Below are 19,564 nucleotides of genomic sequence, written 5' to 3'. Positions count from 1 at the left end.
CATTGGCATTGCTGGTGTTTCATCGTATATTCTTAAGTAACTAGCTTGTAACCCGTTTTATACTCGCCGAGTATAGCTTCTCTGAAACATTGGAGTGTGAATGTATCTGTTTGAAGGCCTCAAAAAGAAAATCTCAGAATATTTGTCACCAGAAGACGTCGATTTGGTGCAAAAAGCCTATGTCGTGGCCCGTGAGGCACACGAGGGACAGACGCGCTCTAGCGGTGAGCCCTATATCACTCACCCAGTAGAAGTAACCCAGATCCTTGCGAGCATGAGGCTTGATCATGAAACACTCATGGCTGCGCTTATGCACGATGTTATTGAAGACACTGACTTTAGCCAAGACGACTTAGCGGAGATCTTTGGTGATACGGTCGCTGAGTTGGTGGAAGGGGTGTCAAAGCTCGATAAACTGAGCTTCAAAGATAAAAAAGAGTTCCAAGCCGAAAACTATCGTAAGATGATCATGGCGATGACGCAGGATATTCGTGTCATCCTTATTAAGCTTGCAGACAGAACGCACAATATGCGAACGCTAGGCGCTTTGCGTCCTGACAAGCGCCGTCGAATTGCCCGCGAAACATTAGAGATTTATGCACCAATTGCAAACCGCCTTGGTATTCATGATATTAAAAATGAGTTAGAAGATCTCGGGTTTCAGGCGTTATATCCAATGCGCTATCGTGCGTTACGCTCAGAAGTCGCCAAAGCACGTGGTAATCGTAAAGAAGTGATCAGCAATATTCAGTCTGAAATTGAATCTAGACTGGAAGAAGCGGGTATTCAAGGCTCAGTAAAAGGCCGTGAAAAGCACTTATACAGTATTTACCGCAAGATGCTGAATAAAGAGTTGATGTTTAACGAGGTGATGGACATTTACGCCTTTAGGATCAATGTCGACAACCTGGATACTTGCTACCGTGTGCTAGGCGTTGCGCATAATTTATATAAGCCAATTGAAACTCGCTTTAAAGACTATATTGCCGTACCGAAAACCAACGGTTACCAGTCGCTTCATACGTCGTTGGTAGGTCCGCACGGTATTCCGGTAGAAATCCAAATTCGTACTCATGATATGGATCATATGGCGGATAAAGGGGTAGCAGCGCACTGGATGTATAAAAAGTCAGGTGATAATGCCGGCCATACCGCGCAGCAGCGTGCGCGTCAGTGGATGCAAAGCTTGCTTGAGCTACAGCAAAGTGCAGGCTCGTCTTTTGAATTTGTGGAAAACGTTAAAACCGAATTATTCCCAGAAGAAATTTACGTCTTTACGCCAGATGGCCGCATTGTTGAGTTACCAATGGGCGCAACTGCGGTAGATTTTGCTTATGCCGTGCATACCGATGTGGGTAATACCTGTGTAGGTGCTCGTGTAAACCGTAAGCCTTATCCTTTGAGTAAAGCACTGGATACCGGCCAAACGGTCGAGGTTATTACCAGCTCAGGTGCGCACCCTAACGCTACTTGGCTGAACTTTGTGGTAACGGGTAAGGCACGCCTTGGGATCCGCAATTACCTCAAGAGCCAACAAGAAGAAGAAGCGATCCAACTAGGCCGTCGTTTGCTCGACTCGGCACTGGGTGAGTATAAGCTAGATGATATTGCTCAAGAGCAAATCGACAACGTACTTGAAGAGCATAACCTCAATACCTTGTTGGAGCTGCTGGTTGAGATTGGCTGTGGCAATATAATGAGCGTATTGATAGCGAAGCGTTTACTGCAAGATGATAATGCGGTAGAAGATATTGCTAAACGTGCTAAAGCCGCGATAATCGGAACAGAGGGCATGTTGGTAACCTATGCTAAATGTTGTCGTCCTGTGCCGGGTGACGCTATCACAGCATATATGAGCCAAGGCAAAGGCCTAATGGTTCACCGCCAAGAGTGTAAAAATATTAAGGGTTGGCGCAACGAGCGTTCGAAGTACTTCGTCGTGAAGTGGGAAGACAACCCAGAGAAAGAATATATAGCAGCGCTGCGTGTGGAAATTATTAACCACCAAGGTGCGTTGGCTAAATTAACCAATGTGGTTGCGACGACTCAAGCTAATATTGTCGAAATCGCAACGGACGAAAAAGAAAGTAATTTATACGTGATTGATTTAGGTATTACCGTAAAAAACCGAATTCATGTCGCTGATATTATGCGCCGAATTCGAGTGATGCCAGATGTACAACGCGTGTATCGTAAAAAATAAAGGAACATTAATGAACAAAGCTATTATTTCAACAGATAAAGCGCCAGCTGCAATTGGCACATACAACCAAGCGGTAAAAGTTGGTACTGCTGTCTATTTATCTGGCCAAATTCCATTGGTACCAGAGACGATGGAATTTATTTCTGAAGATTTTGCAGAGCAAACGCACCAAGTGTTCAAAAACCTTATCGCAGTATGTGAAGAGGCTGGTGGCGAGTTACAAGATATGGTTAAGGTTAATATCTTCCTAACTGATCTGAGTAACTTTGCAACGGTCAACGAGATCATGGCTCAGTATTTTAGAAAGCCATATCCAGCTCGTGCTGCAATTGGTGTAAAAGAACTACCAAAAGGCGCACAAGTTGAGATTGATGGCATTATGGAGTTACCTTCAACTAACTAGTAGTTAGATATATCTCTTCGCTCCAGTGCCAATCGCTGGAGCGGCTTTTCATAAAGCCAACACAGTCCACTCATTTTTCCCCTCGCATTACATTACAGGAAGTCCCATGACCGCAGCCAGCGCACTTACTAGCCGTGCATTGAAATTAAAAGCAAGTACTGCTGATCTTCACGACCGTATAGATAACAGCATTATGGCAAAAGACCCGTTTGCCAGCATTGAACGTTATCTCCAGTTTTTAACCCTTCAGTACCTGTTTCTTAAAGATGTCGCTGCATTATATGAGCATCGTGAACTCTCTATGCATATTGACGATCTCAAATCGCGTCGACGACTTGGGTTGTTGGAGCAGGACTTTGCTGACTTACGGCACACATTGCCTGTGCCGTCTTTGTCGCCTTCTATCACAACTTCAACTGAGTTTGCGACTGCTTTGGGAGCGCTTTATGTCGTTGAAGGCTCTAAGGTCGGGGCCGCGATGCTTGGACGTCAAGTGCAGGCCCGTTTGCCCGTCACAGGTGAGTATGGTGCGCGTTACTTAGCAGGCCCCGGTGCAGGGCGCGGCAGTGCGTGGCGTCACTTAATTCAATTTATCGATACGGTTGAATTAACTAGTACGCAAGAAGATGCATTGATCACCGGCGCTCGTCAGGCCTTTATGCGTTTTCAGCAGTATCAAGCAGAGGTCTATGCTTAATACAATTGATATAAGTTGAACGGAGAATAGCACGGTTGTTGTCGCGACATTACATCGCGACAGGTTAGTGACTAACACATATTGGTTGGGCAATCACAATGTAATGTATTTGGCTCAGGAACACATGCTAACGCCTTTGATGGGCAGACCATCGTTGGGCCATCGGTGTCACAGTTTAAGTCGCGACTACAATAGTGGGAGCAACCACCGCCAATCTCACGGGTCTTGTTGTTATCCAAAATTAGCTTACTACCTGCTAATGACTTCAATTGCTTTTTGTTCAGTTTTAAATCCATCGTTTATTCCTTCAATTGATTTAGGGTAAAAGCAGCACAGGTCACTATGATCTATGCTGTGGCTCGGATTTTTTAAGCGTTGAGTCTTCTTCACTTTCTTTAATTGGCGCAGGACGAAAACGTTCAACGTAAACCGTTGCTAGGATGACAGTTAACATGCAAGCCAGCAAAAAGCTTTTAATGTACAAATAGCTTCTATGTATCCAATTCCAGCTCCAAAATGGTTTCGCTACTTCTTCTGAAACCCCGAATATGTAATCCATATTACGAATTAAGTTTTCTAAGAAAGCTAGCCCATCAACCACTATGAATAACAAGAAAAGACCAACCAAAAGAATATCTGCATGAGTCATATAAACATACTCTCGCATTTTTGGCTGATACTTACCTACGAATAGAATGGATAGTCTAACTCTATTCTTAAATATTAAAAATAAGGAGATATCAACAAGTAAGTGCAGTGTAAATATGGCACCGTTAGTAAAGTAATAGGGGAGGTTATATTGAGGTGAAAGTGTAACTATTAAGGCGTATAAAGCCAGTTCAATGACAGTTACACTTATTAGTAATATACTTATGTGTAGAATGTTAAGCATATTTCGTGAAAAATAAGCGATGCTGAGAACCACTGCTAACGTATGGAGGTGGTAAGCCATATCAGTCTTGATATGCGCTATTGAAAGTAAGATAGCAAACGCAATTACAATTAGATAAAAATACCAAGTTGTTTTCATATAACCTTTACTCTTTTTCGGCTTTAGCCATTTTCTTTTGATCTTGGGTCTTCAACTGTACCACCATGGCTACCCCCCTTTACACGTTGAATCTCAAAGGTATTTAAGTTTCTAAAAACGATCTTTTTAGGTTTCTTAGGTGACATCATATCTATATCCTTTTATAGGCTTTGCAGTGGTTAAAGTTGTTAATACTGTACTCTGGAAAGCACTTATTGAGAACAACTTGTAAAGCCAAATGTGGTCTACCTATTTGGTTTCGGATTTATTTTTATTTGTAAAATATCAAACTGCCTAAAATAAGACTTAATTTCATACGTGGTAACTTCTTGAATTGGATTTTACAATTTCTGTTTCTACTTTTGGATCGTCGCCAATTTTTCCTGTGCTACTACCGCCCACCAATTTGGCAGAAGTAATATCCATATGTCGGATGTCAATTATCTTATTCTTTGTTCTTGAAGCACCGTTTGATCTACTATGACTGCCCCTTACTCCATGTATTGATTTAAGGTAACCAAATTTCTTAAAATCTATTATTTTCGTTGTTATAGATAACATCATATCCATATCCTTCATAAGCTTTTGCGGTGGCTAAACTATTAATACGGTACCTGTAAAATCAATCATTGAAAGCAACTGTAATTATCTGGTTTTAGGATCTTTCTTTAGAAGACCACCACTTCCTCCAGCTATGGCGCGTAACTGCTGAAGGTTAAATATTTGCGAGGGCTGCGCTTGTTGAGTGTTAAGCTCTAGTCTGTGGCATTTTAATGCTTTGCCATGATTTTCACCTTCGACTCGTTTTGCTTCGCTGTGGTGCAAATATTTGTGAGCAATATTATTAGTGGTTGTTGCTGTATTTGTTATCCCTGCTTTTTTCATATTTCTTTGGCTTGTCGTCATCAGTGTTTTTCCTTTTAGTAACAGTTTCATCTACAAATTAGGATACTTACTCTTCTACTTTCTTTGTATTAGAAGAGGTTGGGCTTTTGCGTCTTAATTGTGTATCACTAATTAAGCTCCGTAGCGCTTGAAACTGTTTAATGATGGGAGAAAGGTCAATATCACAGTAGTTACACCAAACTTGAAAGTGATCCCAAGGTATACGGCTTACACCATTTTCATAGTTTTCGTATGTTTGGCGACTAATACCAACAAGGTCAGCCATTTGCTGCGTGGTTTTTTGGGCAGCAAGGCGCATTCTTCTAAGGTCGTCACCGTTATATTTAAAATAGGGATTGCCCACCAATTTAGTCCTTTCTTGCATGGGGAGTCTGCTCAGTGCCACCCAAGTTATTTTTATGTGTAATCTTTGTTAATTTGTAATTGTAATCAATAAAAATGTTTCTGCAAGAGGAAATTTAATTAGTAAGATCTGAAAGTGGCGCTTAGAAATACACTTATACTTTTCACTTTATTTTCATCATATTAATAGAAAAATGGGTTCGACAAGATTTTTTAGCGAGGCTTTTGTTACTGTAGTGTGAAATGAAAACAAGGGTAACAACTGACTGAGGGTGATATGGATTATCTACGTCAATATAACGACTTAAATATTCTCTATGAAGCACTTAAAAAATCGAGTCGCGGAGAGGTTGAGATAGCTGAGACAACCACTAAGTGGTTTTCTCTTGTAGAGAGTACCTTATTTGAGCTCCAGGAGCTGGCGTATATGGAAAAGGCGTATATGCAAAAGTCACGAACCATGAATAATCTTATCGAACTGGTGTATGCCAGTGTTCCTACCACTGAGTAGGGCAAAGAGCAGAAATAAAATTGTATGTTTTGCAGTGGTAAGAGTGCCAATCAAGCTCGATTAAGTATTGGCACTCTTTTTTTAGTGATTTATATGACTTTTAGAGCTCAAATGGCGCGACGCCTTTGGCTTCCATCATATAACCTGTTTGCGCGATGTCGCCCTTCCAAGTAGAAACCTTAATCGTGCCACTGACTGTGATTGCATCATATAGGCTTTCAATCGGAACACCGCCTTTGATTTTGACATGAACAATTTGATTTGGCGGCGGAGGCGGCACGTGGATGCAAGCGCCAAAGTAGGGAACCAACAAAAATTCGGTGATCACTTCACTGTCACCTTCAAGTGGTACAACAAAGCCGGGTAAGCTGACTAGTTGGCCGTCTAACTCTTTGACTACTGGGGCATCTAAGTCAGGTTGCACCCAATTTTGCTCGGCGCCATCATGACTTGCTGCGTCTTGATTGCTGATCTGGACATGCCCTTTTGGGATTAAATCTTCCCAGAATATCTCTTTAGGTGGTGCCGCGTTTGCGATACCACTGAATACCATCGCAGTGATGAATGCAATGAAGTAAAAAACGTGAGTTCGTGCGGTTAACTGCATCTTGATCCTCTTAGGTTTTAATTTGCATGCCATCGGCAAGCGAGTAAAAATAAGCACGGGCGGCAGGAATGGCGCCGATCAAAGTACCTGCGCCTATAATAACGCTTAGTAGCGTGAGTTCATAGGTTGACAGCGCTGAGATACTTAGGACTACGCCAAATTGACTTTGTAGGCCGGATTGGGCAGCAATGAGCAGAGCATAGAAAAGCGCTACACCGAAAGCACATCCCAACACGGTGATAAAAATTGCTTCGCTAATGAGAAGCGTAAAAATATGCCAAGGCCGCGCACCAACGGAGCGCAGGATAGCGAGTTCTCGGCGTCTTTGATTCAATGTGGCGAGCAATGAGGTTAACATGCCTAGTAAGCTTATCAGCACCACAGCGAGTGTAATGAGCAGCAAGATTTTTTCGACTATATCTAGCATTTCCCACAGTTCCCTTAATGTCACCCCCGGCATAATCGCCAGCAAAGGCTCTCCTTTATACTGATTGATGTTTCTGCGCACTTGTAGGGTATAAAGTGGTGACTCAAAACCAAGTAAAAATGCAGTGATTTGTGTTGTTGAGCCGATTAAATCACCGGGTTTGGAGTCGAGGTTGTGAAGTAGAGCACTATTGTTTTTACTGTCATGCTCATGCTCATGCTCGTGCTGCGTTGCATCTTGTTCTCGTGCAACCATTCGAGATGGCTTGTTGTGCCCTGTGCTATGCATGCTCTCTATGGCACTTAACGGCACATGTAGTGTTTTATCCACCGGCGTTCCCGTGGCTGCCAAAATGCCAGAAATAACCAGCGGATTATCATCATGATGATGGAAACTGGTATTGCCCATACCGTGAGAAATGACGATTTTTTGCCCTAGCTGATAACCCAGCTTTTTTGCGACCATAGCCCCAAGCACGACTTCTTGGCCATTGTGAAATGGTCGACCAGCGGCAAAGGTGAGGTGTTGTTTTTTAGCGTATTGATAATGACTGAAGTAACTTGTATCTGTGCCCAGCACAGCAAAGCCTTTATGGCTATCGCCTAAGCTAATGGGAATACTCCACGCAACACCGCGTTGTGCCTTGATGTACTCGTAACTTTGCCATTGTACGGCATTATTGGCATGACCAATTCTAAATACGCTTGAAAGCAAAAGCTGAATATCACCAGTACGTGCGCCGACAATCAGGTCTGTGCCAGAAATAGTGTTCGCAAAGCTGGATTTTGCGTCTTGGCGTACACGCTCAACCGACAGCAGTAACATGACACTAATTGCAATGGTCACTAGAGTTAGGGCAACGCTGGCTTTTCGGTTTAGCGTACTTTTCCACGCAAGTTTGATTAGCATAGCGGCGCTCCTTGTTGTAAATCAGGCAAGCTTATTTGCCTATCAAATAACGGCGCTAAGCTTTTATCGTGACTGACAAAGAGAATAGATGCACTGTAAACCGCGGCTTGGCTAAATAGTAATTTAATAAAACCATCACGGCTGTCGGCGTCGAGGGCTGAGGTTGGCTCATCGGCAATAATGATTTCGGGCCTGCCAATAAATGCGCGAGCGGCGGCTACGCGCTGCTGTTGGCCAATACTTAACTCCGCGACACTGCGCTGCTGAGTGTGCTCGTCTATACCAAGATCAGAGAGCAGAAGTTTGGCTTCCTGCTCAAGAGATTTATTCTGTGAGAAAATGTTTTGCCTGCGCTTTTTGGAAAATTCGCAGCCAAGGGTAACGTTTTCAATGGGCGACAAATAGGGCAACAAATTAAAGTTCTGAAAAATAGTACCTATATGGTCGGCTCTAAACTTATCTCGTTGGCCACGGCTCAGTGCGCTCGCGTTTGTACCTGCTATTTCAACTACTCCCTGCTGGCAATCTAAGGTGCCGGCAATAAGCCCTAGCAAAGTCGATTTACCGCTGCCGCTTGGACCATGTAAAAACACGTGTTCACCTCGGGCGATATGTAGCTTAGGTATGGTTAGCACCGGGGTGCTCGACTTAGGCCATGTAAACTGTAATTGAGATATCGTAAGCATAACGCCTCAACGCTGGCAAATAATGTTGTGATGGTATAACAAGAATGACTAAAGCAAAACTAAGTTAAGCTCAACAACAAGCGTGTAAGTTAAATTGTGATTTTTGTTCAGCTCGACTATTATAGCGACCCTAACCCCCTCATTATTTTGTGCCCTTTAGCAAGGCGCATCCTGTCATTGGAGTAACAATGAGTAGCTACAAAGTTTTAGACGTTAATGACGATCTTCCAATTCGCACTAAAGGTGCGGTTCACAGTGGTAAAGTACGTTCAGTTTATTGGTTAACCGACGCCGACAGTGCACGTTTAATTGAAGAAAAAGGCTATCAAGTCCCGGTTGGTACAGAGCTGGCAATTATGGTCATTTCAGACCGTATTTCAGCGTTTGATTGTATTTGGCAAGGTGAAAATGGTCTTAACGGTGTACCGGGTAAGGGCATTGCGCTTAACAGCGTTGCTTCACATTGGTTTTCACTTTTTGATAAAGCTGGCCTTGCAGGTAATCATATTGTTGATATTCCACATCCTTATGTTTGGATTGTGCGCAAAGCCAGTACGGTAAGAGTTGAAGCGATTGCGCGTCAATATATTACCGGCAGCATGTGGCGCGATTACGCAAAGGGCGTAAGGGAGTTTTGTGGCTTGCAACTACCAGAAGGTTTAGAGGCCAATCAAAAGCTAGATAATGTCTTAATCACGCCATCAACCAAAGGGATCATCAAAGGTTTAGCAGACGTACCAGAAGTGGATGACGTAAACATCTCTCGTAAAAACATCGAAGATAACCTTGCAGCGTTCAACTTTAAATCTGCGGCAGATGTGGATAAGTACGAGCAGTTGCTAACCGAGGGTTTTGCCCTGATCAGTAAAGAGCTTGAAAAGCTTGATCAGATCTTTGTTGATACTAAATTTGAGTTTGGTTACGTTGAAGATAAAGACGGCCAAGAGCGCCTAATTTACATTGATGAAGTCGGTACGCCTGACTCGTCACGTATTTGGGATGGCCCTGCTTATCGCGATGGTAAGATCGTTGAAAACTCAAAAGAAGGTTTCCGCCAGCTATTGATAAACAATGTACCAGATAGCGATGTGCTGCTTAATAAAGATCGCATGCCTGAGCGAGAAGCACTTGCTCGCGATTATCTTTTGCCAGAAGCTGTAATGATGTCGGTAAGCGAAACTTACGTTGGGATCGCAAGTAAAATCGTTGGCCGTGAGCTAACGATCCCTGCTGATCCTCGCCAAGAAGTTATTGATATTCTTGATAAGCAGTACGGTTTAATAGATTAATTCTTTTTCAATTGCCCTGATAGACAAGTTTATTAGGGCAATTTCCTCAATTCACTTGCTTTTCATTGCAAGGTCTCTTTTACTTAACCTAATTGTTGCAAAAAATAGAGTCAGATATGCGAACGTCTGTTCTACTTCTACTAAGTTTTTGTTTTTTATTCCTTTTAGATTCAAACTGCGCAAATGCCGGGCAATTAACAGTGCTAGATGGCAGCGGCAAGCCCTTGCAGCATGCCGTTGTTGAATTGACGGACGAGCCTGTCGAGTCAGCAGCAAAAGCAGTGGCGGTTATGGATCAAATCAATAAACAGTTTGTTCCTTTCATTCTTACCATCCAAAAAGGACAATTGGTTAATTTTCCCAATAGCGATGATATCCGTCATCACGTTTATTCGTTTTCTGCGGTAAAACCTTTTGAGCTAAAGCTATACGCTGGCACGCCAAATCAACCGCTTAAGTTTGAAAACGCTGGTGTAGTGGTGTTAGGTTGTAACATTCACGACTCTATGGTGGGCTATATTTACATTGCAGATGACAAGCAAGTATTGGTATCTGATGCGAATGGATTAGTAACTTTGCCAGACTCTACAAAACAAGTAACGGTATGGCATCCTTATCAAGATAATGACATAGATAGTCGGCAAACCGTGCAAATAGTGAACACAACGGCGCCAATGTCCGTAACAATAAAAACAACTTATCCAGCGCCGCGTAATACCTTTGGCGAGCGCTTTGGACAACATGAATGAATAACAGCTTTAAAAATAAAATAATTAGTCTCTGTATTTTGCTTATCCTTGTCACGGCGGGGATGAGCTTGGCAAGTTTTTGGTGGTCCACAAGTAAATTCAATGAAGCGCAAGTGCAAAGAAAAATTCAAGTGGCACAAAATGTTTATCAACAATATTTAAAAGCGCGAGAGCAGCTATTGGTTACCGCGGCGACTGTACTAACCGCTGACTTTGGCTTTAAACAGGCGGTCGCGACAAGAGACGCACAAACCATCAGTAGTGTGTTGCTTAATCACTCTCGCCGTATTGATGCCGACTTAATGCTGCTGCTGGATGTGAAAGGCGACCTGATCTCCGCAAACAGAGAAGGACTCGACTTCCCGAGCGATACCAGAACTTGGATGCAAGCGTTGCAAAGCCATACCGACCACTCAGCTTTTGTGGTGCTTAGTGAGCAGTTGTATCAAGTGATTATTTTGCCTGTGCGAGCACCTAGAACGATTGCATACTCAATTATTGGCTTTGAGGTTGGATCTGCTGTGGCGCTAGAGCTCAAAGAGCTGACAGGAATGGAAACGAGCTTTGTTGGTGCCGCTGATAACCTAAAAGCAAGTTCGCTGACTACTCTTGCACTTGGTGGTGATTTATTTACTTTCCTAGCGGCGCAAAAAACGACACGTTGGCTTAGCCAGTATCCGGTATATGAAAGTGCAGAGGTGAGTTTACCTTCTCTTGCAAGTAACCCGGTGAGTTTGGTACTCAGTGCGGATTTAACTACTCAGTATCAAGAATTCGATAAAATGGTGTTGACCATTATTTTACTCTCCCTCGGTACTATCCTTATTGGTTTTATCACCAGTGGTATTGTTGCCAAGAATCTTACGACACCGCTTAGTAAGCTTACTGAGTTGGCAAAACGCTTTGCTAAAGGGGATTACTCAGCCAAGCTGGAAGAGGCTCGACCGACCCAAGAAATTTGCCAGCTCGTTGACGCTTTTAATGATATGGGCGAAGACATTCAACAGCGTGAAGAGCAGATCCGCTTTCAAGCCAGTCATGACCATTTAACTGGATTTTTTAATCGTAATGCGGCTTTGGATAAACTACATAGTATGCTCAGCAGTGGTGCAGAGTATTACTTTATTGCCATAGACATAAAGGGATTACGCCATATCAATGACAAGCTCGGCCCTCGGGTAGGAGATGATTGCATTAAAGCCGTGGCGAAACGGATAGCGGAGATCAATACAGCAGAAGGCGGATTGAATGTTAGGCTTGGTGGTGATGAGTTTTTAGTTGCACATCCAGCGAGTGCGTGTGCCGATCCGCAAAGTGCTGTGCTTGGTATTGTTGAATGTGCTGAGATGCTAAATCAAGGCCTGAGTAAGCCTTACACTGTGCAGGGATTAGATATTTCGCTTCACTTTAGTATCGGCGTAGTGCATTACCCCAAACAGGCACATACTCCCGAGGATGTCGTTCGCCGGGCTTTGATCGCAGTTGATACTGCAGCGCACGATGGTCATGATGTTTACTACTACCAATCAGGTGAAGATGAAGCCCATCTAGAGCGTCTGCAAATTATTGATGAACTAAAACACGCTATTGCCAACGATGATGGTCAGCTTTTTATGACCTATCAACCAAAGCTAAATATGAAAACCAATCGTATTGATAAGGTTGAGTCTCTTATTCGTTGGCAACGTAAAAATGGTGAATGGGTGTCGCCCGAACTATTTATCGATCTTGCCGAGCAATCAGGTTTGATTGTTGAGTTAACTCAGTGGGTAGTAAAGACTGTGGTGTCACAGGTTGCTAATTGGGTACGCCAAGGTGAACGCATCAAGGCAGCTATTAATGTATCGGCACAAGACATCGCAGATAAAAACTTCTTGTCTCATCTTAAGACGCTACTAGATACACATAACGTCAAACCTGAGTTGATCACCATAGAGCTTACTGAGCGAGACATGATTGAGAATGAGGAAAAAGGCATTGCGGTTCTTCAAGCGCTCAAACAGCTTGGCGTGCAGGTCTCGCTTGATGATTATGGTGTGGGTCAAACTTCCCTTGGTCGATTAAAAATGTTGCCTATTGATGAGCTGAAGCTCGACAAGGTATTTATTTTAAAGCTCGCTCAATCGGAAAAAGACCAGTTTATTGTGCGCTCCACCATCACGCTTGGTCACCAACTTGGTTTTAGCGTGGTCGCGGAAGGCGTTGAAGACAAAGCATCGCTTGAGCTACTTGAGTCAATGCAGTGTGATTATGCACAAGGTTACTATCTAAGTAAGCCACTCAAAGCCGCAGACTTTGACCTGTGGTTGGGGAGGTATAATGAAGTGGGCTAATGTTTTTACCGTGTGCTTAATAGTGTGCGGACCAACTTACGCCGCAACAGGAAAGTTACTAGCGACTCCCGGGGTGTCACAGGTTGAGGGTAGTGCTGGTGGTGGCATTGTGCCGTGGGCGCAGCTTGCAGGATATGCTTCGGAAGATGAATGGGCGGCGAGCGGGTTTTGTAGCCGAGCTAGCCTGAAAGACTACCAGCTCGATGTGTGTGGCGTTCAAGCCAACTTATTCAACCGCGTAGAGTTAAGTTTCGCTCGACAAAACTTCGATGTGGATGCGCTTAATCTTGATATTGAGCAAGATATTGTCGGTGCCAAGGTGCGGCTATATGGCGATATCGTCTACAGTAAATATCCACAATTGAGCTTTGGTATTCAACATAAGTCTTTGGATGATGCTACGGTTGCCAATTTGCTCGGCGCTGAAGACGACTCAGGAACGGATTATTACTTAGCTGCAAGCAAACTGCATTTGGGCGCTGTAGGTGGTTATAACTGGTTCTGGAATATTACGATGAGACATTCTCGGGCTAATCAACTTGGCATACTAGGTTATGGTGGAGCTAACGACAGTGCGCCTTGGCAACTAGAAGCTAGCAGTGCAGTGTTTTTATCTAGGTATTGGGCTGTCGGTGCAGAATATCGCCAAAAATCCAACAACCTTGGACTTGGTGAATCAGATTGGAAAGATGTTTTTGTCGCTTGGATCCCGAATAAGTCAGTGAGTGTGACGGCGGCATGGCTAGACCTTGGCAAAATCGCAGGGCAGCCTTCTCAAACGGGTTGGTATCTATCTGTTACGGGGTATTTTTAAATGAAATGGCTATCACTAACGGCAATCTTGCTTTTCCTCGTGGCGTGTAGTGCTTCAACTCCACAGACCTCCCTATATGAGCAAATAGGGGGCAACGCCGGCGCAGAAAAGCTAGTAGACGCGTTTATTAAACAGATTGGCAATGATGACGTTATTTTACCTTATTTTAGAGAGTCCAATGTTAGGCACTTTCGTGAAGGGTTTATCACTCATCTGTGCGATACCTTAGATGGCCCTTGTGATTATGAAGGTGATAGCATGGTGCAGATCCACACCGGCATGGCTATTAGTGAGTCTGACTTTAATCGAGTGGTTGATCTCTTGATCAACGCAATGAATGAGGTTGGGATTGCTCACTCTCTACAAAATCAAGTTCTGGCCCGTCTAGCACCGATGCGAAGTGAAGTGATCAAGCTGTAGGCTCGATAGCAAAAAGCTTGCAGAGAGGTTTGTTTGTATTTTGTTAGTAAACTTGTCCTTGCAGATAAATTGTGTTGTTTATTGGAATTATTGTTCTTAATCCAAAAGAGTAAAGTATAAGCTGAATTTTGATGCTTAATTCTGTAATCTAATAGCCAAATTGTCGTAAAGTTCGTCACGGTTTTAGCAACAAATAAATGCCATAGTGGGTTACAGCTCAAATCGTGCTGATTAGAAAGAGAGCCAAGTTGAAAAAAGTTATCACATTTGGAACCTTTGATGTATTCCACGTTGGTCATGTCAATATTTTAGAGCGTGCGAAAGCACTGGGTGATTATCTCATTGTGGGGATCTCGTCGGATAAACTTAACTTTTCGAAAAAAGGTAGAAATCCAATATACTCAATAGCAGATCGCCTAAAAATCATTAGCTCATTGCGATTTGTAGATGAGGTGTTTGTGGAAGAATCTCTGGAGCTAAAAGCGCAATATATCAAAGACTTTGATGCCGATATTCTGGTGATGGGTGATGATTGGAAAGACAAGTTCGATATATATAAAGATATCTGTGATGTGGTTTACTTGGAGCGCACCCCATCAATTTCAACAACGGAAATAATAGAGGTCGTACGCAGACCCGAAGGAAAGTAATAGCATGAAGCATGTGGTCGATAGGGAATGGCTCTTTGCAAACCTTGGCAAAGTGAAAGTATTGGATGCTGGTATTGTGAAACCGGGTCTGTCAGGCCCTTATAGCGCTCCTGCAATCATTCAAGGCGCGCTGCGCTTTGATATTAGTGGTGCGCTAGCTAATCCCCATGCTACATCACCCAATATGTGCTGCAGTCCAGCTCAATTTCAAGCAGAAATGCGACAGCTTGGTATCAACCAACATGATGTGTTAGTCGCTTACGATGATAAGGGCATGTTTAGCGCTGCCAGAGCTTGGTATATGCTCAAAATGATGGGTCATAAACAAGTGTATGTACTGGATGGCGGATTACCTGCTTGGTGTGAGGGACAATACCCTTTGAGTCAAGCGTACGCGCAAGTCCAACAAGCAGGAAACTTTGTCGCGGCATATGATGAAACAGCATTTGTTGATAAAGCGGCTGTGCTTAGTAATATTGACGCTGAACTGAGTTGCCTATTCGATGCTAGAGGTGCAAAGCGCTTTACTGGTGAAGAGCAAGAACCTCGTGCAGATATGCGCAGCGGTCATGTGCCTAAAAGTAAAAACCTGCCATACACGAGTTTGTTAAATGCCGATGGTTGCTTTAAACCACTCACTCAGCTTGAAGTGTTATATAGCGACTTATCAAAGGACAAAACTAAGCCTCTGATATTCTCTTGTGGCTCAGGTGTTACAGCTTGTATTTTAGCGCTGGTGGCTGACGAGCTAGGTTATGAACATTTGACGGTATATGACGGCTCGTGGAGTGAATGGGGCGCTGATCCCGATGTGCCCGTTGAGACAAATTAATCCACTATTTAATGTGAAAAAGGTGCCAATGGCACCTTTTTCATTTGCGAAGCGAGTTATTTTCTCGCTTCAAAATAGATCACTTATGATAAGCAAGGCACGCTTCAACTTCGTGCTTTGAGCCTAAGATAACACCAACGCGTTGGTGTATTTCTTCAGGTTGAATATCCAAAATGCGTTCACGACCTGTGTGGGCAATACCGCCTGCTTGCTCGATAAGCATCGCCATTGGATTGGCTTCGTAAAGTAGGCGAAGTTTAAATGGCTTGTTTGGATCTTTGCGATCTTCTGGATAAGTGAATAGTCCGCCACGGCATAATACGCGGTGAACGTCGCCAACCATTGCCGCTATCCAGCGCATATTGAAGTTTTTACCACGCGGTCCGGTTTCACCTTCAAGTAAATCGGCAATGTAATTTTGCATTGCTGGGGTCCAGTGGCGTTGGTTTGAAGCGTTGATGGCAAACTCTTTGGTGTCTTCTGGAATGGCTGCAAAGTCTTGCGTGAGTAGGAAGCTACCGTGTGTTTTGTCTAGGGTAAACAAGCGAGTTCCCTTGCCTGTTGATAGCGCTAACATGGTTGATGGGCCATATAACACATAGCCCGCTGCAACTTGTTTATGACCTGGCTGCATAAAGATCGCAGGATCGCTAGGATCTGAACCTTCAGGGGCTTCCATAATAGAGAAAATAGTACCAACTAGTGAGTTAATGTCAGTATTGGATGAACCATCCAACGGATCGAAAGCGACAATATAGTTCGCTTTTGGATTGCCGGCGACGGTGTAATCTTCTTCTTCAGAAGCGATGGCTTTGACATAGCCAGATTCAAGCAAAATATCTTTCAATAGCTGGTTTGAAAGTACATCGAGCTTCTTTTGCGTTTCACCTTGAATGTTCTCATCTAAGGTTGAACCTAATACACCTGAAAGTGCACCTTGGCCAACACGGAACGATATTTCTTTACATGCCGCGAGAATGGTTCTGATTAGAGAAACCAACTCACGAGAACAACCATCTTCAATTAACACCGGAGGGAGTCTACGCATTTTTTAAATCCTGATCACCTTGTGTTTATGGCAATAAATAGTGTGAGAGGTGCCATAAACAGCGCTGTAATTCGTCTTGAAAGACTGTAAATTGTATACGATTTCATATACAACTGGGGTTAAGCCTCAAAACCATAAATAACAAAGAGCAGCCATGAGAAAAATAACGTGCTTCACTCAAACTGTATCCGCTTTGCTACTGTGTATGATAACCCAAGCACACGCAGCAATTAAGTCTATTGATGAATTTACTGCCAGTTTTAATCATCATCCCGGTTTTTACGCCTTCTATAGCGATGATTCGAGCGGCAAACTGTACTTAGACATCGACAAACTAGACGCCCCTTTCTTGTTACAGCATAGTTTACCTTATGGTGTAGGTTCCAATGATATCGGCTTAGACCGCGGGCAGCTAGGCGGTACGCACTTAGTTCAGTTTGAACGTTTTGGTGATAAGGTCATGCTGCGTGCTATCAACACGTATTATCGCGCAAGTGCGAATAATATGGCCGAAAAGCAAAGCGTTAAAGAGGCTTTTGCTTCAAGCATTCTACATGGGTTCAACGTGGTCGCAGAAGATAAAGACAGTGTATTGGTTGACTACACGCCTTATCTACTCAGCGATGTGCATGGTGTTTCTCGCACGTTGGCAAATCGTAATCAAGGTAGTTTTAGCTTAGACTCAAGCCGCAGTGCTGTGTTTATGTCGCGTTCAAAGGCATTTGTTAAAAACACAGAACTTGAAGCCGTATTGACTTTCAAAGGGACAAAGCCAGGTGAATATGTACGTCAGGTGAGTGCAGATCCTTATGCGCTTACAGTACATCAGCACCATTCTTTAATTGAGCTGCCTGACGATAACTACCAGCCACGTGCATTTCATCCGCAATCGGGTTATTGGAGTATCGAGCATAAGGACTACTCAGCGCCGCTTGGACAGTCAATGTTTGTGCGTTATATCCCACGCCACCGTTTACAGAAAAAAGACCCAACTGCACAAGTCTCGGAGGCCGTAGAGCCAATTGTTTACTATCTTGATCCTGGCGTACCTGAGCCGGTCAAAACAGCATTACTTGATGGTGCTAAATGGTGGGATCAAGCATTTGAAGCTGCTGGCTACAAAAATGCGTTTCAAGTCAAAGTACTTCCTGAAAATGCCGATCCTATGGATATTCGCTATAACGTGATCCAGTGGGTTCATCGTGCTACTCGTGGGTGGTCATACGGCGCGTCGGTGATTGACCCTCGTACCGGTGAAATTTTAAAAGGTCACGTGACGTTAGGTTCGTTGCGTGTCCGTCAAGATATTCTTATCGCCGAGGCACTTTCTGCGCCGTTTGTTGAGGGTAATGAGGTGACTGAGCGACTTCATGCTATGGCGCTAGACCGTATTCGTCAGTTGAGTGCACATGAAATTGGCCACACGTTGGGCATTGCACACAACTTCTCAGCGTCGGTAAAGGATCGCGCGTCAGTCATGGACTATCCTCATCCGCTGGTGGGATTTGAAAATGGCCAACTTGATATTACCAAGGGCTACGCAAAAGGCATGGGCGTGTGGGATACACAAGTGATTAAATATGGTTATAGTGATTTCGCTGGCGCTGATGAAGCCACTGAGCTTGCAGCTATTCTTGCTGAAAATAAGGCGCAAGGGCTTGAGTTTATCTCTGATTCAGATGCCAGAGCACAAGGCGGAGCGCACCCAACGGCACACCTTTGGGATAATGGGGCAGATCCTGCTGCCGAATTACTGCGTGTGTTGGATGTTCGCAAGCAGGCGTTGAATAGCTTTGGTATTCACAGCATTCAAAAAGGAGTTGCTCTGTCGCAGCTAGAGGAGAAACTGGTACCACTGTATCTTTTCCATCGTTATCAAGTTGAAGCTGCAGTAAAATTGATTGGCGGCGTGGATTACGACTATGAAGTTCGCGGTGACGAGGTGATAAAAGGGGCGAAAGTCGTGGCTAAAGAGACGCAGCAAAATGCGGCCCATGCGCTTTTGAGTACGCTGTCGCCTGCGGCGTTGACTATTCCTGACTCTATTTTGGGGTTAATACCTCCTAAGGCTTACGGTGAGTACAAAACTCGTGAAAGTATTAAAGGGAGAACAGGGCTAACCCTAGATGCGATGGCATTACCAGAAGTCGCCGCACAGCATAGCCTTGACTTGCTGCTTAATCCACAGCGATTAAACCGTCTTGCACAGCAGCACGCACGTGATACTCAATATTTTGGTACACAGGCACTTTTAGAGGCTTTATATCAGCAGGTATTTGCCCAATCAGGCAGCAAAGGCATGGCTCAAAAGCTACAGCAACGAGTGCAATACCTAAGTGCAAATCAGCTTGTAAAACTGAGTAACAACGATAAAGTCGCACCTGAAGTGCAGGCGCAGTTAAAGTTTTATTTAGCAAAAGTTGCGAAAGACTTTAATCAGTCGTCGGTATTTAGCGATGTTGCTTTTGAGCAAGCATTTAAACATATGCTCGCGCAGCAAATTAATCACTATCTAGATTCAGGAGAATGGCCTGAAAGCTTTAAGGCGCTTGAAATGCCGCCAGGCTCACCAATCTAGCCTTTAAAGCGAGGCTGAAAAAGGGCGCTCGAGTGAGCGCCCTTTTTAGTTATAATTAATACCAATTGAATTAATTCTCTAATCAATTTGAAGGGGGAAATAGCATATTAGCTTCGTTAAAAATTTCTCA

At 43.8% G+C, this 19,564-nt stretch carries 22 protein-coding genes; 12 read left to right on the top strand and 10 right to left on the bottom strand.

Features of this window, described 5'->3' with window-relative positions:
- Positions 1-100 precede the first annotated feature (100 nt).
- The 3 genes from spoT to BB427_RS09970 all read left to right on the top strand — a co-directional run bounded on the left by spoT (position 101) and on the right by BB427_RS09970 (position 3,303).
- A complete protein-coding gene (gene spoT, locus BB427_RS09980) occupies positions 101-2,203 on the top strand; it encodes a bifunctional GTP diphosphokinase/guanosine-3',5'-bis pyrophosphate 3'-pyrophosphohydrolase (RefSeq protein WP_010605866.1) in 2,103 nt (700 codons plus the stop codon).
- 10 nt (positions 2,204-2,213) lie between these two features.
- Positions 2,214-2,606, top strand: a complete 393-nt coding sequence (locus BB427_RS09975; RefSeq protein WP_010374286.1) for a RidA family protein — start codon at positions 2,214-2,216, stop codon at positions 2,604-2,606.
- A gap of 106 nt (positions 2,607-2,712) precedes the next feature.
- A complete protein-coding gene (locus BB427_RS09970; protein WP_069020575.1) occupies positions 2,713-3,303 on the top strand; it encodes a biliverdin-producing heme oxygenase in 591 nt (196 codons plus the stop codon).
- Between the two features lie 71 nt (positions 3,304-3,374).
- Here BB427_RS09970 and BB427_RS09965 read toward each other — a convergent pair whose 3' ends face one another.
- The 6 genes from BB427_RS09965 to BB427_RS09945 form a co-directional block, all read right to left on the bottom strand.
- Positions 3,375-3,599: a hypothetical protein gene (locus BB427_RS09965; protein ID WP_069020574.1), complete on the bottom strand. Its 225-nt coding sequence runs from the start codon at positions 3,597-3,599 to the stop codon at positions 3,375-3,377.
- A 44-nt stretch (positions 3,600-3,643) separates the two neighbouring features.
- Positions 3,644-4,333 (bottom strand): hypothetical protein, encoded by a 690-nt coding sequence (locus BB427_RS09960; RefSeq protein ID WP_069020573.1) that lies wholly within the window; start codon positions 4,331-4,333, stop codon positions 3,644-3,646.
- Positions 4,334-4,356: 23 nt separating this feature from the next.
- On the bottom strand, positions 4,357-4,482 hold the full coding sequence (locus BB427_RS24795; protein WP_264484077.1) for a hypothetical protein: 126 nt from the start codon (positions 4,480-4,482) through the stop codon (positions 4,357-4,359).
- A 163-nt stretch (positions 4,483-4,645) separates the two neighbouring features.
- Positions 4,646-4,897: a hypothetical protein gene (locus BB427_RS09955; protein ID WP_069020572.1), complete on the bottom strand. Its 252-nt coding sequence runs from the start codon at positions 4,895-4,897 to the stop codon at positions 4,646-4,648.
- An 81-nt stretch (positions 4,898-4,978) separates the two neighbouring features.
- A complete protein-coding gene (locus tag BB427_RS09950) occupies positions 4,979-5,239 on the bottom strand; it encodes a hypothetical protein (RefSeq protein ID WP_069020571.1) in 261 nt (86 codons plus the stop codon).
- Positions 5,240-5,285: 46 nt separating this feature from the next.
- Positions 5,286-5,603, bottom strand: a complete 318-nt coding sequence (locus BB427_RS09945) for a helix-turn-helix domain-containing protein (protein WP_069020570.1) — start codon at positions 5,601-5,603, stop codon at positions 5,286-5,288.
- 255 nt (positions 5,604-5,858) lie between these two features.
- Here BB427_RS09945 and BB427_RS09940 point away from each other — a divergent pair, with 255 nt between their 5' ends.
- Entirely contained in the window at positions 5,859-6,092 is a 234-nt protein-coding gene (locus tag BB427_RS09940) for a hypothetical protein (RefSeq protein ID WP_069020569.1), read from the top strand.
- 100 nt (positions 6,093-6,192) lie between these two features.
- On the opposite strand, the gene BB427_RS09935 is transcribed toward BB427_RS09940, so the two are convergent.
- The 3 genes from BB427_RS09935 to BB427_RS09925 form a co-directional block, all read right to left on the bottom strand.
- Positions 6,193-6,645 carry a DUF3299 domain-containing protein gene (locus tag BB427_RS09935; RefSeq protein ID WP_370599249.1) on the bottom strand — a complete coding sequence of 151 codons (453 nt, stop codon included), beginning with the start codon at positions 6,643-6,645 and terminating at the stop codon, positions 6,193-6,195.
- A 64-nt stretch (positions 6,646-6,709) separates the two neighbouring features.
- Positions 6,710-8,035, bottom strand: a complete 1,326-nt coding sequence (locus BB427_RS09930; RefSeq protein WP_069020568.1) for an ABC transporter permease — start codon at positions 8,033-8,035, stop codon at positions 6,710-6,712.
- Complete coding sequence (locus BB427_RS09925) at positions 8,029-8,721, bottom strand: ABC transporter ATP-binding protein (RefSeq protein WP_069020567.1); 693 nt, start codon at positions 8,719-8,721, stop codon at positions 8,029-8,031. Before BB427_RS09925 ends, BB427_RS09930 begins: the two co-directional genes overlap by 7 nt.
- Positions 8,722-8,909: 188 nt before the next feature.
- Between BB427_RS09925 and BB427_RS09920 the strand changes: the two genes are divergently transcribed.
- The 7 genes from BB427_RS09920 (at position 8,910) to BB427_RS09890 (ending at position 15,808) form a co-directional block, all read left to right on the top strand.
- Positions 8,910-10,010 carry a phosphoribosylaminoimidazolesuccinocarboxamide synthase gene (locus tag BB427_RS09920; RefSeq protein ID WP_017218410.1) on the top strand — a complete coding sequence of 367 codons (1,101 nt, stop codon included), beginning with the start codon at positions 8,910-8,912 and terminating at the stop codon, positions 10,008-10,010.
- A 116-nt stretch (positions 10,011-10,126) separates the two neighbouring features.
- The gene (locus BB427_RS09915; protein WP_069020566.1) at positions 10,127-10,759 is read left to right on the top strand and encodes a methylamine utilization protein; all 633 of its coding nucleotides are present in this window, start codon (positions 10,127-10,129) and stop codon (positions 10,757-10,759) included.
- Positions 10,756-13,092, top strand: a complete 2,337-nt coding sequence (locus BB427_RS09910; protein WP_069020565.1) for a putative bifunctional diguanylate cyclase/phosphodiesterase — start codon at positions 10,756-10,758, stop codon at positions 13,090-13,092. The genes BB427_RS09915 and BB427_RS09910 overlap by 4 nt, the downstream gene beginning before the upstream one ends.
- The gene (locus BB427_RS09905; protein WP_069020564.1) at positions 13,079-13,906 is read left to right on the top strand and encodes a DUF3034 family protein; all 828 of its coding nucleotides are present in this window, start codon (positions 13,079-13,081) and stop codon (positions 13,904-13,906) included. The genes BB427_RS09910 and BB427_RS09905 overlap by 14 nt, the downstream gene beginning before the upstream one ends.
- A complete protein-coding gene (locus BB427_RS09900) occupies positions 13,907-14,326 on the top strand; it encodes a group I truncated hemoglobin (RefSeq protein ID WP_069020563.1) in 420 nt (139 codons plus the stop codon).
- A 248-nt stretch (positions 14,327-14,574) separates the two neighbouring features.
- Positions 14,575-14,976, top strand: a complete 402-nt coding sequence (locus BB427_RS09895; protein WP_069020562.1) for an adenylyltransferase/cytidyltransferase family protein — start codon at positions 14,575-14,577, stop codon at positions 14,974-14,976.
- 4 nt (positions 14,977-14,980) lie between these two features.
- Positions 14,981-15,808: a sulfurtransferase gene (locus tag BB427_RS09890; RefSeq protein WP_069020561.1), complete on the top strand. Its 828-nt coding sequence runs from the start codon at positions 14,981-14,983 to the stop codon at positions 15,806-15,808.
- A 79-nt stretch (positions 15,809-15,887) separates the two neighbouring features.
- Here the strand turns inward: BB427_RS09890 and BB427_RS09885 are convergent, their stop codons facing one another.
- On the bottom strand, positions 15,888-16,856 hold the full coding sequence (locus BB427_RS09885) for a class 1 fructose-bisphosphatase (protein ID WP_010374260.1): 969 nt from the start codon (positions 16,854-16,856) through the stop codon (positions 15,888-15,890).
- 154 nt (positions 16,857-17,010) lie between these two features.
- Between BB427_RS09885 and BB427_RS09880 the strand changes: the two genes are divergently transcribed.
- Positions 17,011-19,434: a zinc-dependent metalloprotease gene (locus tag BB427_RS09880; RefSeq protein ID WP_069020560.1), complete on the top strand. Its 2,424-nt coding sequence runs from the start codon at positions 17,011-17,013 to the stop codon at positions 19,432-19,434.
- Positions 19,435-19,564: the final 130 nt, after the last annotated feature.

Origin of the sequence: Pseudoalteromonas sp. BMB (assembly GCF_001709235.1) — a bacterium.
GTDB lineage: Bacteria > Pseudomonadota > Gammaproteobacteria > Enterobacterales > Alteromonadaceae > Pseudoalteromonas > Pseudoalteromonas maricaloris.
Note: the sequence above shows the minus strand (reverse complement) of the source record. Positions and strands in the feature narration are given on the sequence as shown.

Coding starts and splice junctions, on each gene's coding strand:
- spoT (WP_010605866.1), top strand. CDS start 101: ATGTATCTGTTTGAAGGCCTCAAAAAGAAAATCTCAGAATATTTGTCA.
- BB427_RS09975 (WP_010374286.1), top strand. CDS start 2,214: ATGAACAAAGCTATTATTTCAACAGATAAAGCGCCAGCTGCAATTGGC.
- BB427_RS09970 (WP_069020575.1), top strand. CDS start 2,713: ATGACCGCAGCCAGCGCACTTACTAGCCGTGCATTGAAATTAAAAGCA.
- BB427_RS09965 (WP_069020574.1), bottom strand. CDS start 3,599: ATGGATTTAAAACTGAACAAAAAGCAATTGAAGTCATTAGCAGGTAGT.
- BB427_RS09960 (WP_069020573.1), bottom strand. CDS start 4,333: ATGAAAACAACTTGGTATTTTTATCTAATTGTAATTGCGTTTGCTATC.
- BB427_RS24795 (WP_264484077.1), bottom strand. CDS start 4,482: ATGATGTCACCTAAGAAACCTAAAAAGATCGTTTTTAGAAACTTAAAT.
- BB427_RS09955 (WP_069020572.1), bottom strand. CDS start 4,897: ATGATGTTATCTATAACAACGAAAATAATAGATTTTAAGAAATTTGGT.
- BB427_RS09950 (WP_069020571.1), bottom strand. CDS start 5,239: ATGACGACAAGCCAAAGAAATATGAAAAAAGCAGGGATAACAAATACA.
- BB427_RS09945 (WP_069020570.1), bottom strand. CDS start 5,603: ATGCAAGAAAGGACTAAATTGGTGGGCAATCCCTATTTTAAATATAAC.
- BB427_RS09940 (WP_069020569.1), top strand. CDS start 5,859: ATGGATTATCTACGTCAATATAACGACTTAAATATTCTCTATGAAGCA.
- BB427_RS09935 (WP_370599249.1), bottom strand. CDS start 6,645: ATGGTATTCAGTGGTATCGCAAACGCGGCACCACCTAAAGAGATATTC.
- BB427_RS09930 (WP_069020568.1), bottom strand. CDS start 8,035: ATGCTAATCAAACTTGCGTGGAAAAGTACGCTAAACCGAAAAGCCAGC.
- BB427_RS09925 (WP_069020567.1), bottom strand. CDS start 8,721: ATGCTTACGATATCTCAATTACAGTTTACATGGCCTAAGTCGAGCACC.
- BB427_RS09920 (WP_017218410.1), top strand. CDS start 8,910: ATGAGTAGCTACAAAGTTTTAGACGTTAATGACGATCTTCCAATTCGC.
- BB427_RS09915 (WP_069020566.1), top strand. CDS start 10,127: ATGCGAACGTCTGTTCTACTTCTACTAAGTTTTTGTTTTTTATTCCTT.
- BB427_RS09910 (WP_069020565.1), top strand. CDS start 10,756: ATGAATAACAGCTTTAAAAATAAAATAATTAGTCTCTGTATTTTGCTT.
- BB427_RS09905 (WP_069020564.1), top strand. CDS start 13,079: ATGAAGTGGGCTAATGTTTTTACCGTGTGCTTAATAGTGTGCGGACCA.
- BB427_RS09900 (WP_069020563.1), top strand. CDS start 13,907: ATGAAATGGCTATCACTAACGGCAATCTTGCTTTTCCTCGTGGCGTGT.
- BB427_RS09890 (WP_069020561.1), top strand. CDS start 14,981: ATGAAGCATGTGGTCGATAGGGAATGGCTCTTTGCAAACCTTGGCAAA.
- BB427_RS09885 (WP_010374260.1), bottom strand. CDS start 16,856: ATGCGTAGACTCCCTCCGGTGTTAATTGAAGATGGTTGTTCTCGTGAG.
- BB427_RS09880 (WP_069020560.1), top strand. CDS start 17,011: ATGAGAAAAATAACGTGCTTCACTCAAACTGTATCCGCTTTGCTACTG.